The sequence below is a fragment of the Xanthomonas sp. NCPPB 3005 genome (assembly GCF_041228095.2).
GTDB lineage: Bacteria > Pseudomonadota > Gammaproteobacteria > Xanthomonadales > Xanthomonadaceae > Xanthomonas_A > Xanthomonas_A bonasiae.
This window is the reverse complement of the sequence record NZ_CP166096.2, coordinates 1,076,466-1,092,197: the sequence shown is the minus strand read 5'-3', so window position 1 is coordinate 1,092,197 and position 15,732 is coordinate 1,076,466. Positions and strand designations below refer to the sequence as shown.

Here is a 15,732-nt window from a genome sequence, read left to right as displayed (position 1 = left end):
TGAGCGCGACGCGGTGGCGTTCAGGCGCCTTCGGCGCTGTCCAGCTGATCCATGCGGATGCGGTTGGCGAACAGCGAGAACGCCAGCATGCCGGCCAGGCCGCTGGCACGCGCGACCCAGTTCGGCAACCAGCGCGGCGGTGCCAGCACGCCGGCCTCGAACAGCGGCGCGAACGCGGCGACGTCCTCCAGCGCCATCTTGCCGGCGAACAGCCAGCGGCACAGCGGCAGGCGATCGCGCTGCAAGGCCTGGCGGAAGAAGGTGTGCACCGACACCAGCCCGCGCAGGTACACGGTGTCCTTGGTGAAGGCTGCGCCGCCGCCGGTCGGCACGCCACGGAACACCCGCTGCGCCGAGGAGAAGCTCTCCGCCGGCGACTGCCCGGCCGCATCGAAATAGCGGAACACCTCGACGAAATCGGCACCGCCGCGCGCCAGTGCGATCGCCTCGATGCGCAGGCTGATGCGCTTCATGCGTTCGATGTCGATGCTGCCGGTGATCTGCTCGGCGAAGGTCGCCAGGCCCTCCTGCGTGGCGGTGACCCGCGGCGACGACAGGGCCAGGCTCGGCAGATGCGCCTGCTCGCGGCCGTTGAGCGCGGTCAGCGAATGCACCAGCGCCTCGTGGTGGAACAGCTGCGCGCGGTCGTAGTCGCTGAACGAGGCGCCGGAGCGCAGGCGGATGCGGTGCGCGCCGGCCGCGGCCTTGGCCAGCAACTCCGGATCCAGTTCCACCGCGATCACCCGCGCGCCGAAGAATTCGTCCAGGTCCTGCTGCAGTTGCAGGCGCAGCGCCGTCGCCGACACCGGCACCTGCTCTTCCGCCGACAGCAGTTCGCGATCCAGCTCCTGCGCGATCCGGATGAAGTGGCCGGCGGCATCGCGGGTGGTCGGGCCATGCCCGGGCATCGGATCCTCGGGCGCGCCGAACAGCTGCGCCGAGTACGTGCCGACCGCGGGCGTGCCCAGCGACTCCAGCAAGGCTGCGGCGAGGTCCCAGCTATGCGCGGAGGCTTGCAGATACGCGCCCAGCGGATGCGTCGGATCGGCTCCCTGCGCGATCGCCGCCAGCTCGCGGCGCGTGTCGGCGAAATCCAGCCGCGGGTACTGCACCTGCGGCAGCTGCGGCTGGCCGCGCGCCACGCTGTCCAGGAACGGCGCCTGCACCGCCGCCGGCCAGCTCGCCAGCGCCAGCAGGCGGATGCCGCGCACCGCCTTGACCAGGCGCGCATCCAGCGCGGCGTGGTGCAGGATCTCGGCAGGCAGCGCGGTCATCGCAAGCGTGGTGGGCGGACGGCCGGTCAGCGGCGCTGGTTGCGCGGCGTCGGCCGCTTGCCGCCCGGCTTGCCCGCGCCGGGCCGGCCCGACCTGGCGGCGTCCGCATTCTGCGCCTGGCGCTGCGCCAGCTTGCTGGCGGCACCGGCGACTTCGTCGCGCAGCTTCATGTAGTTGGCCAGCCGCGCCTCCTCGATGTCGCCACGCTCGATCGCCGCCTGCACCGCACAGCCCGGTTCGGCCTGGTGCGCGCAATCGTTGAAGCGGCACTGCGCGGCCAGCGCCTCGATGTCGGCGAACCCGCCCTCGGCCAGGTCTTCCTCGCCGGTGGGCTTGAGCTCGCGCATGCCCGGCGTGTCGATCAGGCAGGCCCCGGACGGCAGCGGCAGCAGCGCCCGGTGGGTGGTGGTGTGGCGGCCGCGCGAATCGTTCTCGCGCACCGCCGCGGTGCGCATCTTCTGCACCCCGAGCAAGGTGTTGGTGAGCGTGGACTTGCCGGCGCCGGAGGAGCCGACCAGCACCGCGGTGCGCCCGGCGCCCAGCCACGGCCGCAGCGCCGCCACGCTGTCGGCGTCCTTGGCGTTGACGGTCAGCAGCGGAATCGACTGCGCGGCCAACTCCTCCAGCACCGCCAGCGCATCGTCGGCGTACTCGGTGAGATCGGCCTTGGTCAGGATCACCACGGGCTCGGCACCGCCGCCGCCGACCAGCAGCAGGTAGCGCTCGATGCGCCGCGGATTGAAGTCCGCATCCAGGCCGCAGACGATGAACACCGTATCGATGTTGGCCGCGATCACCTGCTGGTGATAGTGCTCGCCGGCCGCGCCGCGCTTGATCGCGGTACGCCGCGGCAGCAGCGCCACGATGCGCTTGTCGTCCTCCAGCAGCACCCAGTCGCCGACCGCGGCGCGCTCGTGGCTGGGAAAGCGCGGCCGCTGCCATTCCGGCAGCGACTCGACCTTGAAGCCGGCATCCACCGCATCGGCCACCACGTAGCCGGTGCGGTGCTGCTCGCTGACCCGCGCCGGCCGCGCCAGCGGGTGCGCGGCCATCGCCGCCAGCCAGGCCGGTTCTTCCGGCATGCCGGGCCAGGGCCAGCCGATGGGGCGCAGCGCGTCGAAGTCGATCTGGGGGGAAGTCATGGGCGGATTCTAGACGGTGCGGGCCCCGGGCCGGCCGCCGTGTCACATTTCCGTTACCATGCCGGTTCCACGCCCCCACCGGCCTATGCGATGCCCACCCTGCCGATCAAGCCGCTCGCGATCCGCGAACGCCTGTCCGAAGTCCGCTACGAGATCCGGGGCGAACTGGCGCGGCGAGCCCGGGAGCTGGAGGCGCAGGGGCGCAAGCTGATCAAGCTCAACATCGGCAATCCCGGCGCGTTCGGGTTCCGCGCGCCGGAGCACCTGCAGCGCGCGATCGCCGACGACATGGGCCGCACCGATCCCTATACCCACCAGCAGGGCCTGCCGGAGGCGCGCGAGGCGATCGCCGCCGCCTATGCGCGGCGCCAGCACCCGGACGCGCATCCGGACCGCATCTTCATCGGCAACGGGGTCAGCGAGCTGATCGACCTGTCGCTGCGCGCCCTGCTCAACCCGGGCGACGAAGTGCTGGTGCCCTCGCCCGACTACCCGCTGTGGTCGGCCGCCACCATCCTCAACGACGGCCGCCCGGTGTACTACCGCTGCGCGCCGGAGAACGGCTTCCAGCCCGATCCGGTGGAGATCGAGACGCTGGTCTCCTCGCGCACCCGCGCCATCGTGCTGATCAATCCGAACAATCCCAGCGGCGCGAGCTATTCGCGCGAGTTGCTGGAGAAGATCGTGGCGATCGCGGCCAAGCACAACCTGCTGCTGATGGTCGACGAGATCTACGACCAGGTGCTGTACGACGGCGCCGCGTTCGTGCCGGTCGCGCCGCTGGCCGGCGAGCACCCGTGCATCAGTTTCGGCGGCCTGAGCAAGGTGCACCGCGCCTGCGGCTGGCGGGTGGGCTGGGCGCTGCTGTCCGGTGCCGCCGAGCGGGTCACCGAATTCCGCAACGCGATGGACCTGCTCGGCGCGCTGCGCCTGTGCGCGAACGTGCCGGGCCAGTACGCGATCGACGCCGCGGTCAACGGCCCGGACACGATCTCGCCGCTGTGCGCGCCGGGCGGGCGCCTGTACGAAACCCGCCGCGCGGTGATCGAGGCCTGCGCGGCCAGCGAGCACCTGGCGCTGGTGCAGCCGGCCGGGGCGCTGTACGCGTTCCCGGCGGTGGTCGGCGCGGCCGCGCGCAATTTCGACGACCACGACTTCGCCCTGGAACTGATGAACGACGAGGGCGTGCTGGTGGTGCCCGGTTCCAGCTTCAACGTGCCCTATCGCCACCATTTCCGCGTGACCCTGTTGCCGGAAGCGGCGGTGATGCGCGAAGTGTTCGCGCGCATCGACCGGGTGCTGGCGCGCCGCGCCGACGCGGCGACCAAGGTGGTGCCGCTGAAGCCGCGCAGTGTGGCTGGGGGGCGGTGAATCGGGAATGGGGAGTCGGGAATGGGCAAAGCGTGAAGCGTTGCGGCCATTTCCGGCGCCTGTGACTCGGCCGTTTTCGGTGCCGTCGCGATGAGCCAGGTCAGCTTCGCCACGCTCCACCATGCCCCGCTGCGCTATCTGGCGTTAGGCGATTCCTACACGATTGGCGAAGGCGTCGCCGACAGCGGGCGCTGGCCGCTGCAACTGGCCGCGGCGCTGCGCCACGACGGTATCGCCATCGCCGATCCGCAGATCGTCGCCACCACCGGCTGGACCACCGACGAACTCGCTGCCGGCATCGATGCGGCCGCGCCGCAGGGTCCGTTCGCGCTGGTGACGCTGCTGATCGGAGTCAACAACCAGTACCGCGGACGCACGCTCGAGGAGTACCGCGAACAGTTCGCCGCGCTGCTGCAACGCGCGATCGGCTTTGCCGACGGCCAGCCGCGGCGAGTGCTGGCGGTGTCGATCCCGGACTGGGGCGTGACCGCGTTCGCGCAGCCGCCCGCACACGATCCGGCCCTGATCGGCACGCAGATCGATGCATTCAATGCCGCCGCACAGGCGTGCTGCCAGGCGCGTGCGGCGCGCTTCGTCGACATCACCGCGGCCAGCCGCGATGGCGGCGGCAGCGCCGCGATGCTCGCCGCCGACGGCCTGCATCCGTCGGCGGCGATGTATGCGCGCTGGACCGGCCTGCTGTTGCCTGCGGCGCGCGATGCGTTAGCCTAGCGGAGTACGACGCCCCGCTGCCAAGGACCGACATTGCGCGACGCCAGCACCATCCAGCCCATGACCCGACCGCAGGCCCTGGCCATCGCCCGCGCCTTCCTTCCGACGCATCCGCTCGGCAATCGCTACGACTACTACTACACCCGCACCAAGCTGCGCACCGATCCGCTCTACCCTGGCGTGCTCGCCGCGCTGCGCGGCACCGACGCCCCGATTCTGGACCTGGGCTGTGGCCTTGGCCTGCTCGCGCATGCGCTGCGCGCCGACGGCCAGCGGCAGCGCTACCACGGCGTGGACATCGACGCGGCGAAGATCCGCCGCGCGATCAATATCGCCGCGCGCAGCGCACTGCACGGCGCCCGCTTCGACGTGGTCGATCTCGGCCAGGCCTGGCCCGACCACAGCGGCAGCGTCGCGATCCTGGACGTGCTGCAGTACCTCGATGCGGCCATGCAGGCCAACCTGATCCGCAGCGTGGCGAAGATGCTCACGCCCGGCGCCAAGCTGGTGATCCGCAGCGGCCTGGGCGATGCCAGCGGCCGCGGCCGCACCAGCCGCGTCACCGACGTGCTCGCGCACCTGGCCGGCTGGATGCAGGAAGTGCCCAAGTGCTATCCCACCCGCGACAGCCTGGAACGCCAGCTCGGCGACGCCGGGTTGCGCGCCACGTTCGCGCCGCTGTACGGCAACACCCCGTTCAACAACTGGCTGATCGTGGCCGAACCGCACTGACGCGGCCGCCCACGCGCCTCCCTGGCTCGGAATACACCGCACAGCGCCGTTTCGACATTGCATGCAATGCCGTCGGAAACGCTGTGCATCGTTTGCGTGCACGCATTGCAGCTCGGGTCCGCACCGCATTTCCACGGCCACCGGCAGCGGGCAAGGAGCACGACGTCTATACTGCCGCGCCGTCGCTGGCGCATCGCCAGCACCGCTCGGATTGCACGGATCGATGCAACGCTCGGCAAGCTGCGGCGTCGCACCCAATCCAGTGCGAACGCGCCGACCGGCCTAGCCGGATCCGCATCCGCGAGTGCTGCGCTGGCAGCGCATGCCGACGCGGCAAGCGCCGCGCACGCGAACCGCATCACGCTGTCCTGCGCGCATCGGCGCCGGGACGACCTGTTTCCCCTCGGAGTTCCCATGACATCGCCAACGCTTCCTCCCTATTCCGGCCTCGGCATCGCCTCGTTCGCGGTCAGCCTGATCGCCGCGGTGCTGACGCTCGTGCTGATCGGCGTCTGCGCGGCACTGGTCTATTCCCAGCCCGACAGCCTGGACGAAGACTCGCCGCTGGCAATGCTGGTCGGCATGGCGATGATGGTCGGCGTGTTCGCCGAGTTGGCCGCCGCCGCGCTCGGCATCGGCAGCCTGTTCCAGCGCGACCGCAGGAAGCTGTACGGCGTGCTCGGCCTGATCTTTGCGATCGCGACCCTGGTCGGCGTCGCCGCGCTGATCGTGTTCGGGCTCATCCAGGGCAGCTGAGCCCGGCGCGAACGCGAGCCGCTGGCTCGCGTCGAGAGTCCACGGGGACTGCAGTGCCGGCATGCCGCCGGGGTGCGCGTTGGGCATCCCACTCGCGCCCGGCGCGCTAGCCCGGCAGGACGCTGACCAGGCCTTTCTCGCGCATCGCCTGCAATACGCCTTCCACGATCGCCAGGTTGTGCCCATGTGCCGCACCTTCGTGCAGCAGCACGATCGCGCCGGGCGTCAGGTCGCGCGCGATGCGCGCCACGGTCGCGGCGGGATCGCAGTGCACGCCGTCGAAGCCGCGCGCGCTCCAGGCGACCCGGGTCAGGCCGTGGCGGCGCAGCGGCGCGGCGACGAACGGGTTGGTCATGCCCACCACCGAGCGGTACCAGCGCGGCGCGGTGCCGGCGATGGCGCCCAGCGCCTGCTGCGCCTGGCCGATCTCGCGCGCCATGCGCCGCGGTCCCAACGCCCAGAACCAGGCCTGCGGGTGGGTCTGGCTGTGGTTGCCGACGCCGTGGCCGCGGCGCAGGATCTCGCGCACCAGCTCCGGGCGCGCGGCGGCGCGTTCCCCGACCAGGAAGAAGGTGGCCTTGGCCTGGTGGCGGTCGAGCAGGTCCAGCAGCGGCGCGGTGTCGTCGGAGGGGCCGTCGTCGATGGTCAGCCACACCCGCGGCGCGGTGCCGGGCAGGCGGCTGAGCACCGGGGCGTACAGCCAGGCCCGCGGCAGGAACACCGGCAGCACCAGGGCCGCATGCGAGGCCAGCAGCGCCGGCAGCCCGACCCGCCAGCCCCACGCCCACCAGATCGCCGCCACCAGCACCTGCGAGGCCAGCGCCAAAGGCAGCCAGCGGTACGGGTGACGGGGGATGCGATGCAGCGTTTCCGGAACTGTCATGCCCCATGATGCCATGCGGCGTAGAATGACCGGTCCGACTCAGCGACCGAAATCACTGCCATGTCCCTCGATCCCGCCCTGCGTTCCCGCATCGAAACGCTGCTCAGTTCCAACCGCGTCGTGCTGTTCATGAAAGGCCAGCCGAGCATGCCGCAGTGCGGCTTCTCCGCCAAGGCGGTGGGTGCGCTGAACGAACTGGGCGTCGACTTCGCCCACGTCAACGTGCTGGCCGACCAGGACATCCGCGAAGGCATCAAGGCCTATGGCGACTGGCCGACGATCCCGCAACTGTACGTGGACGGCGAACTGGTCGGCGGCAGCGACATCATCCTGCAGATGGCCGGCAGCGGCGAGCTGAGCGAACTGCTCGGCGTGCAGGCGCCGGACCGCACCCCGCCCTCGATCACCATCACCGACGCCGCCGCGGAGATGCTGCGCGGCGCGCTGGCCGATGCCCCGGGCGCGACCCTGGCGCTGGCGATCGACGCGCAGTTCCAGCCGAACTTCCAGCTGGCGCCGACCGACCCGAACGCCATCGCCGCCGAGTCCAACGGCCTGCGCGTGCAGTTCGACCTGGCCAGCGCGCGCCGCGCCGAAGGCATCACCATCGACTGGGTCGACGACCTGCGCGGCCGCGGCCTGGCGATCGACAACCCGAACGCGCCCAAGCCGGTGCAGGAGCTGAGCGTGCGCGACGCCGACGACCAGGTGCGCGCCGGCGGCCTGATCCTGGTGGACGTGCGCCCGCCGGAAGAGCGCGCGATCGCGTCGGTGAACGTGCCGTTCCGCACCCTGGACGGCGACCAGCGCGCGCAGCTGGAAGCGCTGCCGAAGGACACCGCACTGGCCTTCCTGTGCCACCACGGCGGGCGCAGCGCGCAGGCGGCCGAGCAGTTCCGCGCGCTCGGCTTCAGCCGCGTGCACAACGTGGTCGGCGGCATCGATGCCTGGGCCGACGAGGTGGACAGCAGCGTGGCGAAATACTGAGCCGGCGGCGCACGACGCAGCGGCATCACGGCGGGCGATCCAGAGGGTCGCCCGCTTTTTTTGCGATACGGTTTTTGCGCTTCCGGGGAGGAAGCAAGCCATGGCACGCGCACTGAAACGCTGGACCGCAGCACTGATCGGCCTCGCCGCCCTGCCTGCCGCCGCCCTGCCTGCCGCCGCCGCGCCGGCCGCCGCACCGCCGCCGACGGTGATCTACGTCACCCCGGTCTCGGACGAGGCGAAGGTGATGAGCTACATCCCGGTGCGCAACGCGCCGTCGGAAGAGGCCGAACTGGGCGCCTGGCGCGGGCTGAAAAAGCCGCTGCGGGTGTTCGACAACGGCGCCGAGAACGGCGTGGCGACGCCGCTGGCGTTCTCGGTCGACGACAACAGCATGTGCGGCGGCGACCTGCGCGTGCGCCTGAAGACCGCGCACGGCGCCACCTTCGCTCACGATGCCCTGCTGGCCTCGTTCGACCTCAATCCCGGCCAGCGCTTCGCACGCCGCGAGCTCGATGCCACGCAGCGGCGCGCGCTGCTGCAGGTGGTCGGCAACGATCCGTCGGTGCGCAAGCGCCTGCCTGCCGCGGCGCTGAAGCGGCTGCTGGCGCAGCTCGCCGCACCGCCGGCCGACGAGGCACCGGCACTGACCGTGATCGGCGATGCCAAGCAGCCGGGCCACGAGGTCGCCCTGGTGACCGCCAGCGTCTACGACCCGGCGCCGGCTGCGAACGCGGACGGAGCCTCGCCCAAGCTGACCACCCTGCTGGCGGTGCTGGAACGCAGTGACGCCGGCTGGCGGCTGCGCAAGACCCTCGCCGACTATGGTTGCGACGACTGCGAGGGGCGCAAGAACAACTATGCGCTGCTGCAGTTCGCCGACATCGATGCCGACGGCACGGTCGATTTCCTGATCCAGCACAGCGGCTACGAGACCTACGGATTCTGGCTGCTGCACCTGGTCGATGGCCAATGGCGCAGCGACGACCTGGTCGGCGGCTGCTGAGCGCCGGCGCCCGCAGAAACACTCGACACTGCCCTGTAGGAGCGGCTTCAGCCGCGACAGGTTCTATCCGTAGAGTCCGTCGCGGCTGAAGCCGCCCCTGCAACAGCGCCGCCGCCGGCGCGCCGTTCAACCGGCGAAACCGCCCTCGTCCAGAAACCGCTGCTCGTCCTGCGTCGTCTCCCGCCCCAGCGCCGCATTGCGATGCGGGAAGCGGCCGAAGCGCTGGATGATGTCCTCGTGCTGCGTGGCCCACTGCAGGCTGTCGGCATCGCCGAGCGCGCTGAACAGCTCCACCGCCTCGCGCTGCAGGCCCGGATCCTCGGCGTGCTCGTACGGCAGGTAGAAGAACATGCGCAACTCCGGCTCGACCTGCTGGTCGTAGCCGGCCGCCAGCGCCCATTGCGCGTAGCGCCGCGCCAGGCCATCGGTGGCGTAGGCGTGCGCGCTGCCGCGGAAGGCGTTGCGCGGCACCTGGTCGAGCAACAGCAGCAGCGCCAGCGCGCCCTCGGCGCTGTCCATCCACGTCGCGTACTCGTCGCGCGCCGCGGCGTGATGCGCGTCCAGCAAGTTCTGGCGCACGTTCGCATCGAACGATTCGTTGGCGGCGAACCAGCGCTCGCGGCCGGCGCTGCGCCAGAACTCCACGACATCGCGGGGCAGGATCTCGGTCATCGCATTTCCATCGGTCGGCAATCGGCCTCTATACCCGATCCGGCGTCGGCATGCGGTGTGCGGCGAGCGATCCGTGGGCTGTCGCCGCCGCGCGATCGGCCACGCTGGCCGCGCCCGGACCATCGCTCTGCCAATCCACCCATGCCCAGCGCGGGGCGTGCGGCGCGCGATCGCGTCGGCCGGATCGATGCTGTCCTCCACCAACAACGGACGCATGGGGGATTGGGGATTGGGGATTGGGGAAAGCGTGGCAGTTCGCTGTCACCTTGAGCCACCGGCGGGTGAGCATTCGCCTGCCGACGCGCTCTGCGAATCCCCAATCCCCAATCCCGCCCCACGCCACCCGCACTTGGCAAGCGCGCCGGCTCGGGCTAGCGTGCGCAGGCGGCGCCAACGCTGCAGCCAACATCCGGGGAAAATCTGATGCGTCATCTGTTGCTCGCCTGCCTGGGCGTGGCGCTGTGCGGTCCTGCCGCGGCCGCCTCGCGCTTCGTCGAAGACCCTTACCCCAGCACCTACCGGCCGCTGGCGTCCACGCCGGTGCTGATCGAGCACGCCACCGTGCTCACCGGCACCGGCGAGCGCCTGGACGATGCCGACGTGCTGCTGCAGGACGGCCGCGTGCAGGCGGTGGGCCGCGCGCTCGCCGCTCCGTCCAACGTCACCCGCATCGACGGCCACGGCAAGTGGGTCACGCCCGGCATCATCGACGTGCACTCGCACCTGGGCGTGTACGCCAGCCCCGGCGTCAGCGCGCACAGCGACGGCAACGAGATGACCGCGCCGGTGACGCCCAACGTCTGGGCCGAACATTCGATCTGGCCGCAGGACCCGGGCTTCGGCACCGCGCTGGCCGGCGGCGTCACCTCGCTGCAGGTGCTGCCGGGATCGGCCAACCTGGTCGGCGGCCGCGGCGTGACCCTGAAGAACGTGCCGGCCACCACCTACCAGGCGATGAAGTTCCCCGGCGCGCCGTGGGGCCTGAAGATGGCCTGCGGCGAGAACCCCAAGCGCGTGTACGGCGAGAAGGGCGGCCCGGCCACGCGCATGGGCAACGTCGCCGGCTACCGCGCCGCGTTCATCGACGCCAGCGAATACCTGCGCAAGAACGCGCCGAAGAAGAAGGCGCCGGAAAAGCGCCATTGGTGGAGCCGCGGCGCCGGCGACAACGACAGTTCCGGCGACAGCGGCGGCAAGCGCGACCTGAAGCTGGACACCCTGGCCGGCGCGATCAACGGCGACATCCGCGTGCACATCCACTGCTACCGCGCCGACGAGATGACCACCATGCTCGACCTGGCCAAGGAATTCGGCTTCAAGATCGCCGCCTTCCACCACGGCGTGGAGGCCTACAAGATCGCCGACCGCTTGGCCCAGGAAAACGTCTGCGGCGCGCTGTGGGCCGACTGGTGGGGCTTCAAGATGGAAGCCTTCGACGGCATCCAGGAAAACATCGCGCTGGTCGATCGCCCGGCCAACGGCTGCGCCATCGTGCATTCGGATTCGGAGGAAGGCATCCAGCGGCTCAACCAGGAAGCGGCCAAGGCGATGGCCGCCGGGCGCCGCGCCGGCATCGCCATCGCGCCCGAGCGCGCGATCCGCTGGCTGACCAGCAACCCGGCCAAGGCGCTGGGCATCGAGAAGCAGACCGGCTCGCTGGAGCCGGGCAAGATGGCCGACGTGGTGGTGTGGAACGGCAGCCCGTTCAGTTCCTACGCGCTGGCCGAGAAGGTCTACATCGACGGCGCGCAGGTCTACGACCGCGCCGACCGCCGCCTGCAACCCACATCCGACTTCATGCTCGGCCAGGAGGCTGCCCCATGAGCCGTTCCGCTCCGCATTCGCGCCGCCCCCTGGCACAGCGCCTGGCGATCGCTGCCTGCCTGATCCTCGGCAGCGCACCCGCCTTCGCGCAGGACGTGCTGATCCGCGGCGCCACCGTGCATACCGCCAGCGCGCGCGGCACCCTGCAAAACGCCGACGTGCTGGTCCAGGGCGGCACCATCCGCGCGGTCGGCAGCGGCTTGTCCGCTCCGGCCGGGGTCGCGGTGATCGAGGCCAAGGGCCGCCCGCTGACCCCGGCACTGTTCGGCGGCATCACCGAGATCGGCATCGAGGAAGTGTCCGGCGAGTCCTCCACCGTGGACAGCGCGCTGAGCCTGCCGCACGACCAGCCGATGCGCCCGGAGTTCGACGTGACCCTGGCCTACAACCCCGACTCGGTGTTGATCCCGGTCGCGCGCGTGGAGGGCATCGGCTTCACCGCGCTCGGCGCCAACAGCGGCGGCGCCTTCATCGCCGGCCAGGGCGCGGTGATGCGCCTGGACGGCGGCGCCGACCCGATCGGCCCGCACGCGCTGTACGTGCGCCTGGGCAGCGACGCGCTGGAACTGAGCGGCAAGTCGCGCGCCGCGCAGTGGATGCTGCTCGACCAGCTGGTGGCCGAAGCGCGCGGACGCATGCCGGCGGACTCGCCGCATGCCTTGCTGACCCCGGCCGGGCGCGCCGTGCTGGCCAGGTACCTGGCCGGCCAGGGTCGCATCGTGGTGGCGGTGAACCGCGCCGCCGACATCCGCCAACTGCTGCGCTGGGCGCAGCGCGAGAAGGTGCGCATCGCCATCGCCGGCGGCGACGAGGCGTGGAAGCTGGCGCCGCTGCTGGCCGCGGTGAAGGTGCCGGTGTTCGTCAACGCACTGGACGATCTGCCGAGCAGCTTCGACCAGATCGGCGCGACCCTGGAGAACGCGGCGCGGCTGAACGCGGCCGGCGTCGCGGTGAGCTTCACCCAGGGCGGCGACGGCTCGCACAACGCGCGCAAGCAGCGCCAGCTGGCCGGCAACGCGGTAGCGCACGGCCTGCCCTGGGAAGACGGCCTGGCCGGCCTGACCCGGGTCCCGGCCGAGGCGCTGGGCGTGGGCGACAAGCTGGGCAGCATCGCCCCCGGCAAGCTCGCCGACCTGGTGCTGTGGGAAGGCGATCCGCTGGACGTGGCCCACTACGCCGAGCAGGTCTGGCTGGGCGGCCGCCCGATCCCGATGCGCTCGCGCCAGACCGAGTTGCGCGACCGCTACATGAAGCAGGCCGGCGCGCTGCCGCGGGCGTATACGCAGTAGCGCGTAGGCGGTGCAAGCGGTGCGGGCCGCGCCGCATCACGTCGCGACACGCACCGTGGCCCGGCCGCTGCTCTGCAAGCGTCCGCGGTCCGCCGCGACGACGGTGTGGCGCGCCAGCCCGCCGCGTTTGCCGCGCTGGCGTCGGCCATTGCCGGCGCGCCAGCATCGATGCCTGGAAATTCCCGCCAGGGCGGCGACGGCCCGGTCGGGCCGCCGCTGCGGCGCGCAGCTCAATGCGCGTCGATGGTCGCGCTGACCTTGGCCCAGCCGTTGCCGCGCACCACCTCGAAGCCGGCCTCGACCACGTGCAGATACAGCGCGTTGCTGTAGCGGCCGTCCTTGCTGCGGTTGGCCTGCAGCCAGTTCAGGAACGGCTTGACGTCGACGTTGAGGTTGCCGCTGGTGGGCAGGTTGGGCTGGCCGGCGGTGCCGTGCGGGATGAAGGTGTAGACGTAGTAGCCGGCGGCGCTGTTGTTGCCTTCCCACAGGTCGAAGGTGTAGCCGCCGGCGCTGATCACGTTGCTGGCGCTGAGCGTGCCGATCGGCCAGGAATTGTGTCCGCCCCAGATCATCACTTCCAGCTGCGGCACGCCCTTGCTGGTGTCGCGGCGGAAGAACAGGTCGTAGGCGAAATCGCCGCCCAGGTTGCTGCCGCCGGCGCTGTAGGTGAACTTGACCGGGATCGTGCTCAGCGACGACACCTGCCGCGGGAACAAGGTATCGCTGGTCGGGTTCCAGTCGTAGTGCCAGCCGCGCACGATCGCCGGATACCCGTACAGGCTGGAGTTGGCGAAATTGAAGGTGACCGTCAGCTCCGGCGTGCTGCCGGTGCCGAAGGTGCCCTGGATGACGTTGTTGGGATCGTTGAAATTGTTGACCCAGGCATAGTGGTTGCCGAAGATCTTGTAGGGCCCGGCCAGCGCCAGCGGCGCAGCCGCCAGGCACGACACGGCGAACAGCGCCTGCAGCAGGCGCCGGCGCATGCGCGCGCGCGGCGCGGCGGCGCGCAGATGCGGTGCGGCGATCGGAACGATCTGGACATCATGCATGTTCGGTTTCTCCCAGGAAGTCGGCGGGCACGGCAGCGGAGGTGCTGCCGCGGCGGACGCTAGCAAGACCCGCGCGGCACGAGCTATGCGAAGAACGCCTGGCGGCATGCGCTGCGGCAATAGCGCCACGCGGTCGAGACCTGCAGCGTGCGCGCGTTCCCAGTTCCCACACGCGGTCGAGATCGGCGGCGACGCATTGTCTACCGCGGCGTCCAGCGCCCCGGTCGCGGCACGCGCACGGGCGCGGCATGCGCCGCAGTGCAGCACGCCGCGCCGCATGCCGGCAGGCGAGTAAGCTGGCGCATCCCCGACCGGAACCCGCTCATGCGCTTGCGCTGGTATTTCGATTTCGTCTCGCCGTTTTCCTATCTGCATTGGCACAAGCTCAAGGCGCTGCCGGAGTTCGCGCGGATCGAGCCGGTGCCGATCGTGTTCGGCGCGGTGCTGCAGCATCTGCACACGCGCGGACCGGCGGAGATCCCGCACAAGCGCAGCTTCACCTACCAGTTCGTGCAGTGGCAGGCGCAGCAGGAGGGCGTGCCGCTGCGGTTTCCGCCGGCGCATCCGTTCAACCCGCTGGCCGCGCTGCGGCTGTGCATCGCCGCCGGCAGCACGCCGCAGGCGATCGACGCGCTGTTCGATTGGCTGTGGCGCGACGGCCACGCCGGCGACGATGCCGCCGCACTGGCCCCGGTGGCGCTGGCGCTGGGCATCGCCGATGCGGCCGCCGCCGCGGGCGATCCGCAGGTCAAGGCGCAGCTGCGCGGCAATACCGAACAGGCCATCGCCGCCGGCGTGTTCGGCGTGCCGACGCTGCAGGTCGGCGAGGCCTTGCTGTGGGGCAACGACGCGCATCCGCTGATGCAGGCGCTGCTGGCCGATCCGCAGCTGCTGCAGCGCGGCGAGATGGCGCGGCTGGCGGCGCTGTCGGTCGCCGTGCAGCGCAGCGGCTGAGCCGGCCGCGACGTTCCCGGGCGTCTGCGCTAACCTAGCCGGTACTGACGAGGCGCAACGCCGGAGGGGGCCAGATGCGTATCGGGATCGTGGTGGATTCTGCCTGCGACTTGCCGCAGGACTACATCGCAGACCACAACATCGTGCTGCTGCCGATCAGCGTGCGCATCGGCGAGGCGGTGCTGGCCGACCATCGCGACGAGGAAGCCACGCTCAGCTTCCTGCATGCGCACGTGGCCGAGCACGGCGCCGAAGCGGAAACCATCCCGTTCAGCGTGGCGCAGATCCGCGAGCTGTTCCTGAGCCGGCTGGTGATCGACTACGACCACGTGTTCTGCATGACCATCACCAAGACCCGCAGCCCGATCCACCAGCATGCGCTGCAGGCCAGCTTCGCCATCCTCAACGACTACAAGCCGATCCGGCAGGCCGCCGGACACACCTCGCCGTTCGCGCTGCGGGTGATCGACACGCAGAACCTGTTCGCCGCGCAGGCGGTGACCGCGGTGGAGGCGGTACGCCTGCGCGCGGCCGGGGCCAGCGTGCAGGCGATCCGCGAACGGCTGGAGGAACTGGCCGGCAACGTGCACGGCTACATGGTCACCCGCGACCTGTACTACATGCGCGCCCGCGCGCGCAGCAAGGGCGACCGCAGCGTCGGCCTGATCAGCGCCGCGCTCGGCACCGCGCTGGACATCAAACCGGTGCTGCACGGCTATCGCGGCGACACCGCGCCGGTGGCCAAGATCAAGGGCTTCGACGCCGCGGTGCAGAAGCTGTTCGAGTTCGTCGGCAAGCGCGTCGCCGCCGGGCTGATGACGCCCACGCTGTGCCTGAGCTACGGCGGCGAGCTGAGCGAACTGCGCGCCCTGCCCGGCTATACGGCGTTGCGCCAGGTCTGCGAGGCGCACACGGTGGAGGTGCTGGAAAGCGTGATGAGCCTGACCGGCATGGTCAACGTCGGCAAGGGCGCGCTCACCCTGGGCTTCGCCGATGGGCCGCATGTGTTTGGCTAGGGGTTGCGCGCGAATCTTGTTGCTTGTTGTAGGAGCGGCTTCAGC

The 15,732-nt window shown here is 70.9% G+C and carries 15 protein-coding genes; 10 read left to right on the top strand and 5 right to left on the bottom strand.

Annotated features, from left to right (window positions below):
- Positions 1–20: 20 nt before the first annotated feature.
- Together AB8810_RS04765 and rsgA are read right to left on the bottom strand one after the other, a co-directional pair.
- Entirely contained in the window at positions 21–1,274 is a 1,254-nt protein-coding gene (locus AB8810_RS04765; RefSeq protein ID WP_369915710.1) for a flavohemoglobin expression-modulating QEGLA motif protein, read from the bottom strand.
- A gap of 26 nt (positions 1,275–1,300) precedes the next feature.
- Entirely contained in the window at positions 1,301–2,416 is a 1,116-nt protein-coding gene (gene rsgA / locus AB8810_RS04760) for a ribosome small subunit-dependent GTPase A (RefSeq protein WP_369915709.1), read from the bottom strand.
- A 90-nt stretch (positions 2,417–2,506) separates the two neighbouring features.
- On the opposite strand from rsgA, the gene AB8810_RS04755 reads away from it, so the two are divergent.
- The 4 genes from AB8810_RS04755 (at position 2,507) to AB8810_RS04740 (ending at position 6,007) form a co-directional block, all read left to right on the top strand.
- The gene (locus tag AB8810_RS04755; RefSeq protein WP_191824553.1) at positions 2,507–3,787 is read left to right on the top strand and encodes a pyridoxal phosphate-dependent aminotransferase; all 1,281 of its coding nucleotides are present in this window, start codon (positions 2,507–2,509) and stop codon (positions 3,785–3,787) included.
- Between the two features lie 90 nt (positions 3,788–3,877).
- A complete protein-coding gene (locus tag AB8810_RS04750; protein WP_369915708.1) occupies positions 3,878–4,519 on the top strand; it encodes an SGNH/GDSL hydrolase family protein in 642 nt (213 codons plus the stop codon).
- Positions 4,520–4,579: 60 nt separating this feature from the next.
- Positions 4,580–5,251, top strand: a complete 672-nt coding sequence (locus AB8810_RS04745; RefSeq protein WP_369915707.1) for a methyltransferase domain-containing protein — start codon at positions 4,580–4,582, stop codon at positions 5,249–5,251.
- A gap of 66 nt (positions 5,252–5,317) precedes the next feature.
- Positions 5,318–6,007 carry a hypothetical protein gene (locus tag AB8810_RS04740; RefSeq protein WP_369915706.1) on the top strand — a complete coding sequence of 230 codons (690 nt, stop codon included), beginning with the start codon at positions 5,318–5,320 and terminating at the stop codon, positions 6,005–6,007.
- Positions 6,008–6,113: 106 nt separating this feature from the next.
- On the opposite strand, the gene AB8810_RS04735 is transcribed toward AB8810_RS04740, so the two are convergent.
- Entirely contained in the window at positions 6,114–6,905 is a 792-nt protein-coding gene (locus AB8810_RS04735) for a polysaccharide deacetylase family protein (RefSeq protein ID WP_191824556.1), read from the bottom strand.
- A 45-nt stretch (positions 6,906–6,950) separates the two neighbouring features.
- Between AB8810_RS04735 and grxD the strand changes: the two genes are divergently transcribed.
- A complete protein-coding gene (gene grxD, locus AB8810_RS04730; RefSeq protein ID WP_191824557.1) occupies positions 6,951–7,877 on the top strand; it encodes a Grx4 family monothiol glutaredoxin in 927 nt (308 codons plus the stop codon).
- 100 nt (positions 7,878–7,977) lie between these two features.
- Complete coding sequence (locus AB8810_RS04725; RefSeq protein WP_369915705.1) at positions 7,978–8,883, top strand: hypothetical protein; 906 nt, start codon at positions 7,978–7,980, stop codon at positions 8,881–8,883.
- Between the two features lie 126 nt (positions 8,884–9,009).
- Here the strand turns inward: AB8810_RS04725 and AB8810_RS04720 are convergent, their stop codons facing one another.
- A complete protein-coding gene (locus AB8810_RS04720; protein ID WP_369915704.1) occupies positions 9,010–9,555 on the bottom strand; it encodes a DUF924 family protein in 546 nt (181 codons plus the stop codon).
- Between the two features lie 423 nt (positions 9,556–9,978).
- On the opposite strand from AB8810_RS04720, the gene AB8810_RS04715 reads away from it, so the two are divergent.
- A complete protein-coding gene (locus tag AB8810_RS04715) occupies positions 9,979–11,379 on the top strand; it encodes an amidohydrolase (protein WP_369915703.1) in 1,401 nt (466 codons plus the stop codon).
- The gene (locus AB8810_RS04710) at positions 11,376–12,668 is read left to right on the top strand and encodes an amidohydrolase family protein (protein WP_369915702.1); all 1,293 of its coding nucleotides are present in this window, start codon (positions 11,376–11,378) and stop codon (positions 12,666–12,668) included. The genes AB8810_RS04715 and AB8810_RS04710 overlap by 4 nt, the downstream gene beginning before the upstream one ends.
- Positions 12,669–12,898: 230 nt before the next feature.
- On the opposite strand, the gene AB8810_RS04705 is transcribed toward AB8810_RS04710, so the two are convergent.
- Positions 12,899–13,717, bottom strand: coding sequence for a cellulase (locus AB8810_RS04705; RefSeq protein ID WP_369915701.1), 819 nt, complete (start codon positions 13,715–13,717; stop codon positions 12,899–12,901).
- Positions 13,718–14,041: 324 nt separating this feature from the next.
- On the opposite strand from AB8810_RS04705, the gene AB8810_RS04700 reads away from it, so the two are divergent.
- Both AB8810_RS04700 and AB8810_RS04695 read left to right on the top strand, forming a co-directional pair.
- A complete protein-coding gene (locus AB8810_RS04700; RefSeq protein ID WP_369915700.1) occupies positions 14,042–14,671 on the top strand; it encodes a 2-hydroxychromene-2-carboxylate isomerase in 630 nt (209 codons plus the stop codon).
- 74 nt (positions 14,672–14,745) lie between these two features.
- A complete protein-coding gene (locus tag AB8810_RS04695; RefSeq protein ID WP_369915699.1) occupies positions 14,746–15,687 on the top strand; it encodes a DegV family protein in 942 nt (313 codons plus the stop codon).
- Positions 15,688–15,732 lie beyond the last annotated feature (45 nt).

Excerpts from the sequence above, each read along its gene's own strand:
- AB8810_RS04765 (WP_369915710.1), bottom strand. The coding sequence starts at position 1,274 with ATGACCGCGCTGCCTGCCGAGATCCTGCACCACGCCGCGCTGGATGCG.
- rsgA (WP_369915709.1), bottom strand. The coding sequence starts at position 2,416 with ATGACTTCCCCCCAGATCGACTTCGACGCGCTGCGCCCCATCGGCTGG.
- AB8810_RS04755 (WP_191824553.1), top strand. The coding sequence starts at position 2,507 with ATGCCCACCCTGCCGATCAAGCCGCTCGCGATCCGCGAACGCCTGTCC.
- AB8810_RS04750 (WP_369915708.1), top strand. The coding sequence starts at position 3,878 with ATGAGCCAGGTCAGCTTCGCCACGCTCCACCATGCCCCGCTGCGCTAT.
- AB8810_RS04745 (WP_369915707.1), top strand. The coding sequence starts at position 4,580 with ATGACCCGACCGCAGGCCCTGGCCATCGCCCGCGCCTTCCTTCCGACG.
- AB8810_RS04740 (WP_369915706.1), top strand. The coding sequence starts at position 5,318 with ATGCCGTCGGAAACGCTGTGCATCGTTTGCGTGCACGCATTGCAGCTC.
- AB8810_RS04735 (WP_191824556.1), bottom strand. The coding sequence starts at position 6,905 with ATGGCATCATGGGGCATGACAGTTCCGGAAACGCTGCATCGCATCCCC.
- grxD (WP_191824557.1), top strand. The coding sequence starts at position 6,951 with ATGTCCCTCGATCCCGCCCTGCGTTCCCGCATCGAAACGCTGCTCAGT.
- AB8810_RS04725 (WP_369915705.1), top strand. The coding sequence starts at position 7,978 with ATGGCACGCGCACTGAAACGCTGGACCGCAGCACTGATCGGCCTCGCC.
- AB8810_RS04720 (WP_369915704.1), bottom strand. The coding sequence starts at position 9,555 with ATGACCGAGATCCTGCCCCGCGATGTCGTGGAGTTCTGGCGCAGCGCC.
- AB8810_RS04715 (WP_369915703.1), top strand. The coding sequence starts at position 9,979 with ATGCGTCATCTGTTGCTCGCCTGCCTGGGCGTGGCGCTGTGCGGTCCT.
- AB8810_RS04710 (WP_369915702.1), top strand. The coding sequence starts at position 11,376 with ATGAGCCGTTCCGCTCCGCATTCGCGCCGCCCCCTGGCACAGCGCCTG.
- AB8810_RS04705 (WP_369915701.1), bottom strand. The coding sequence starts at position 13,717 with ATGCATGATGTCCAGATCGTTCCGATCGCCGCACCGCATCTGCGCGCC.
- AB8810_RS04700 (WP_369915700.1), top strand. The coding sequence starts at position 14,042 with ATGCGCTTGCGCTGGTATTTCGATTTCGTCTCGCCGTTTTCCTATCTG.
- AB8810_RS04695 (WP_369915699.1), top strand. The coding sequence starts at position 14,746 with ATGCGTATCGGGATCGTGGTGGATTCTGCCTGCGACTTGCCGCAGGAC.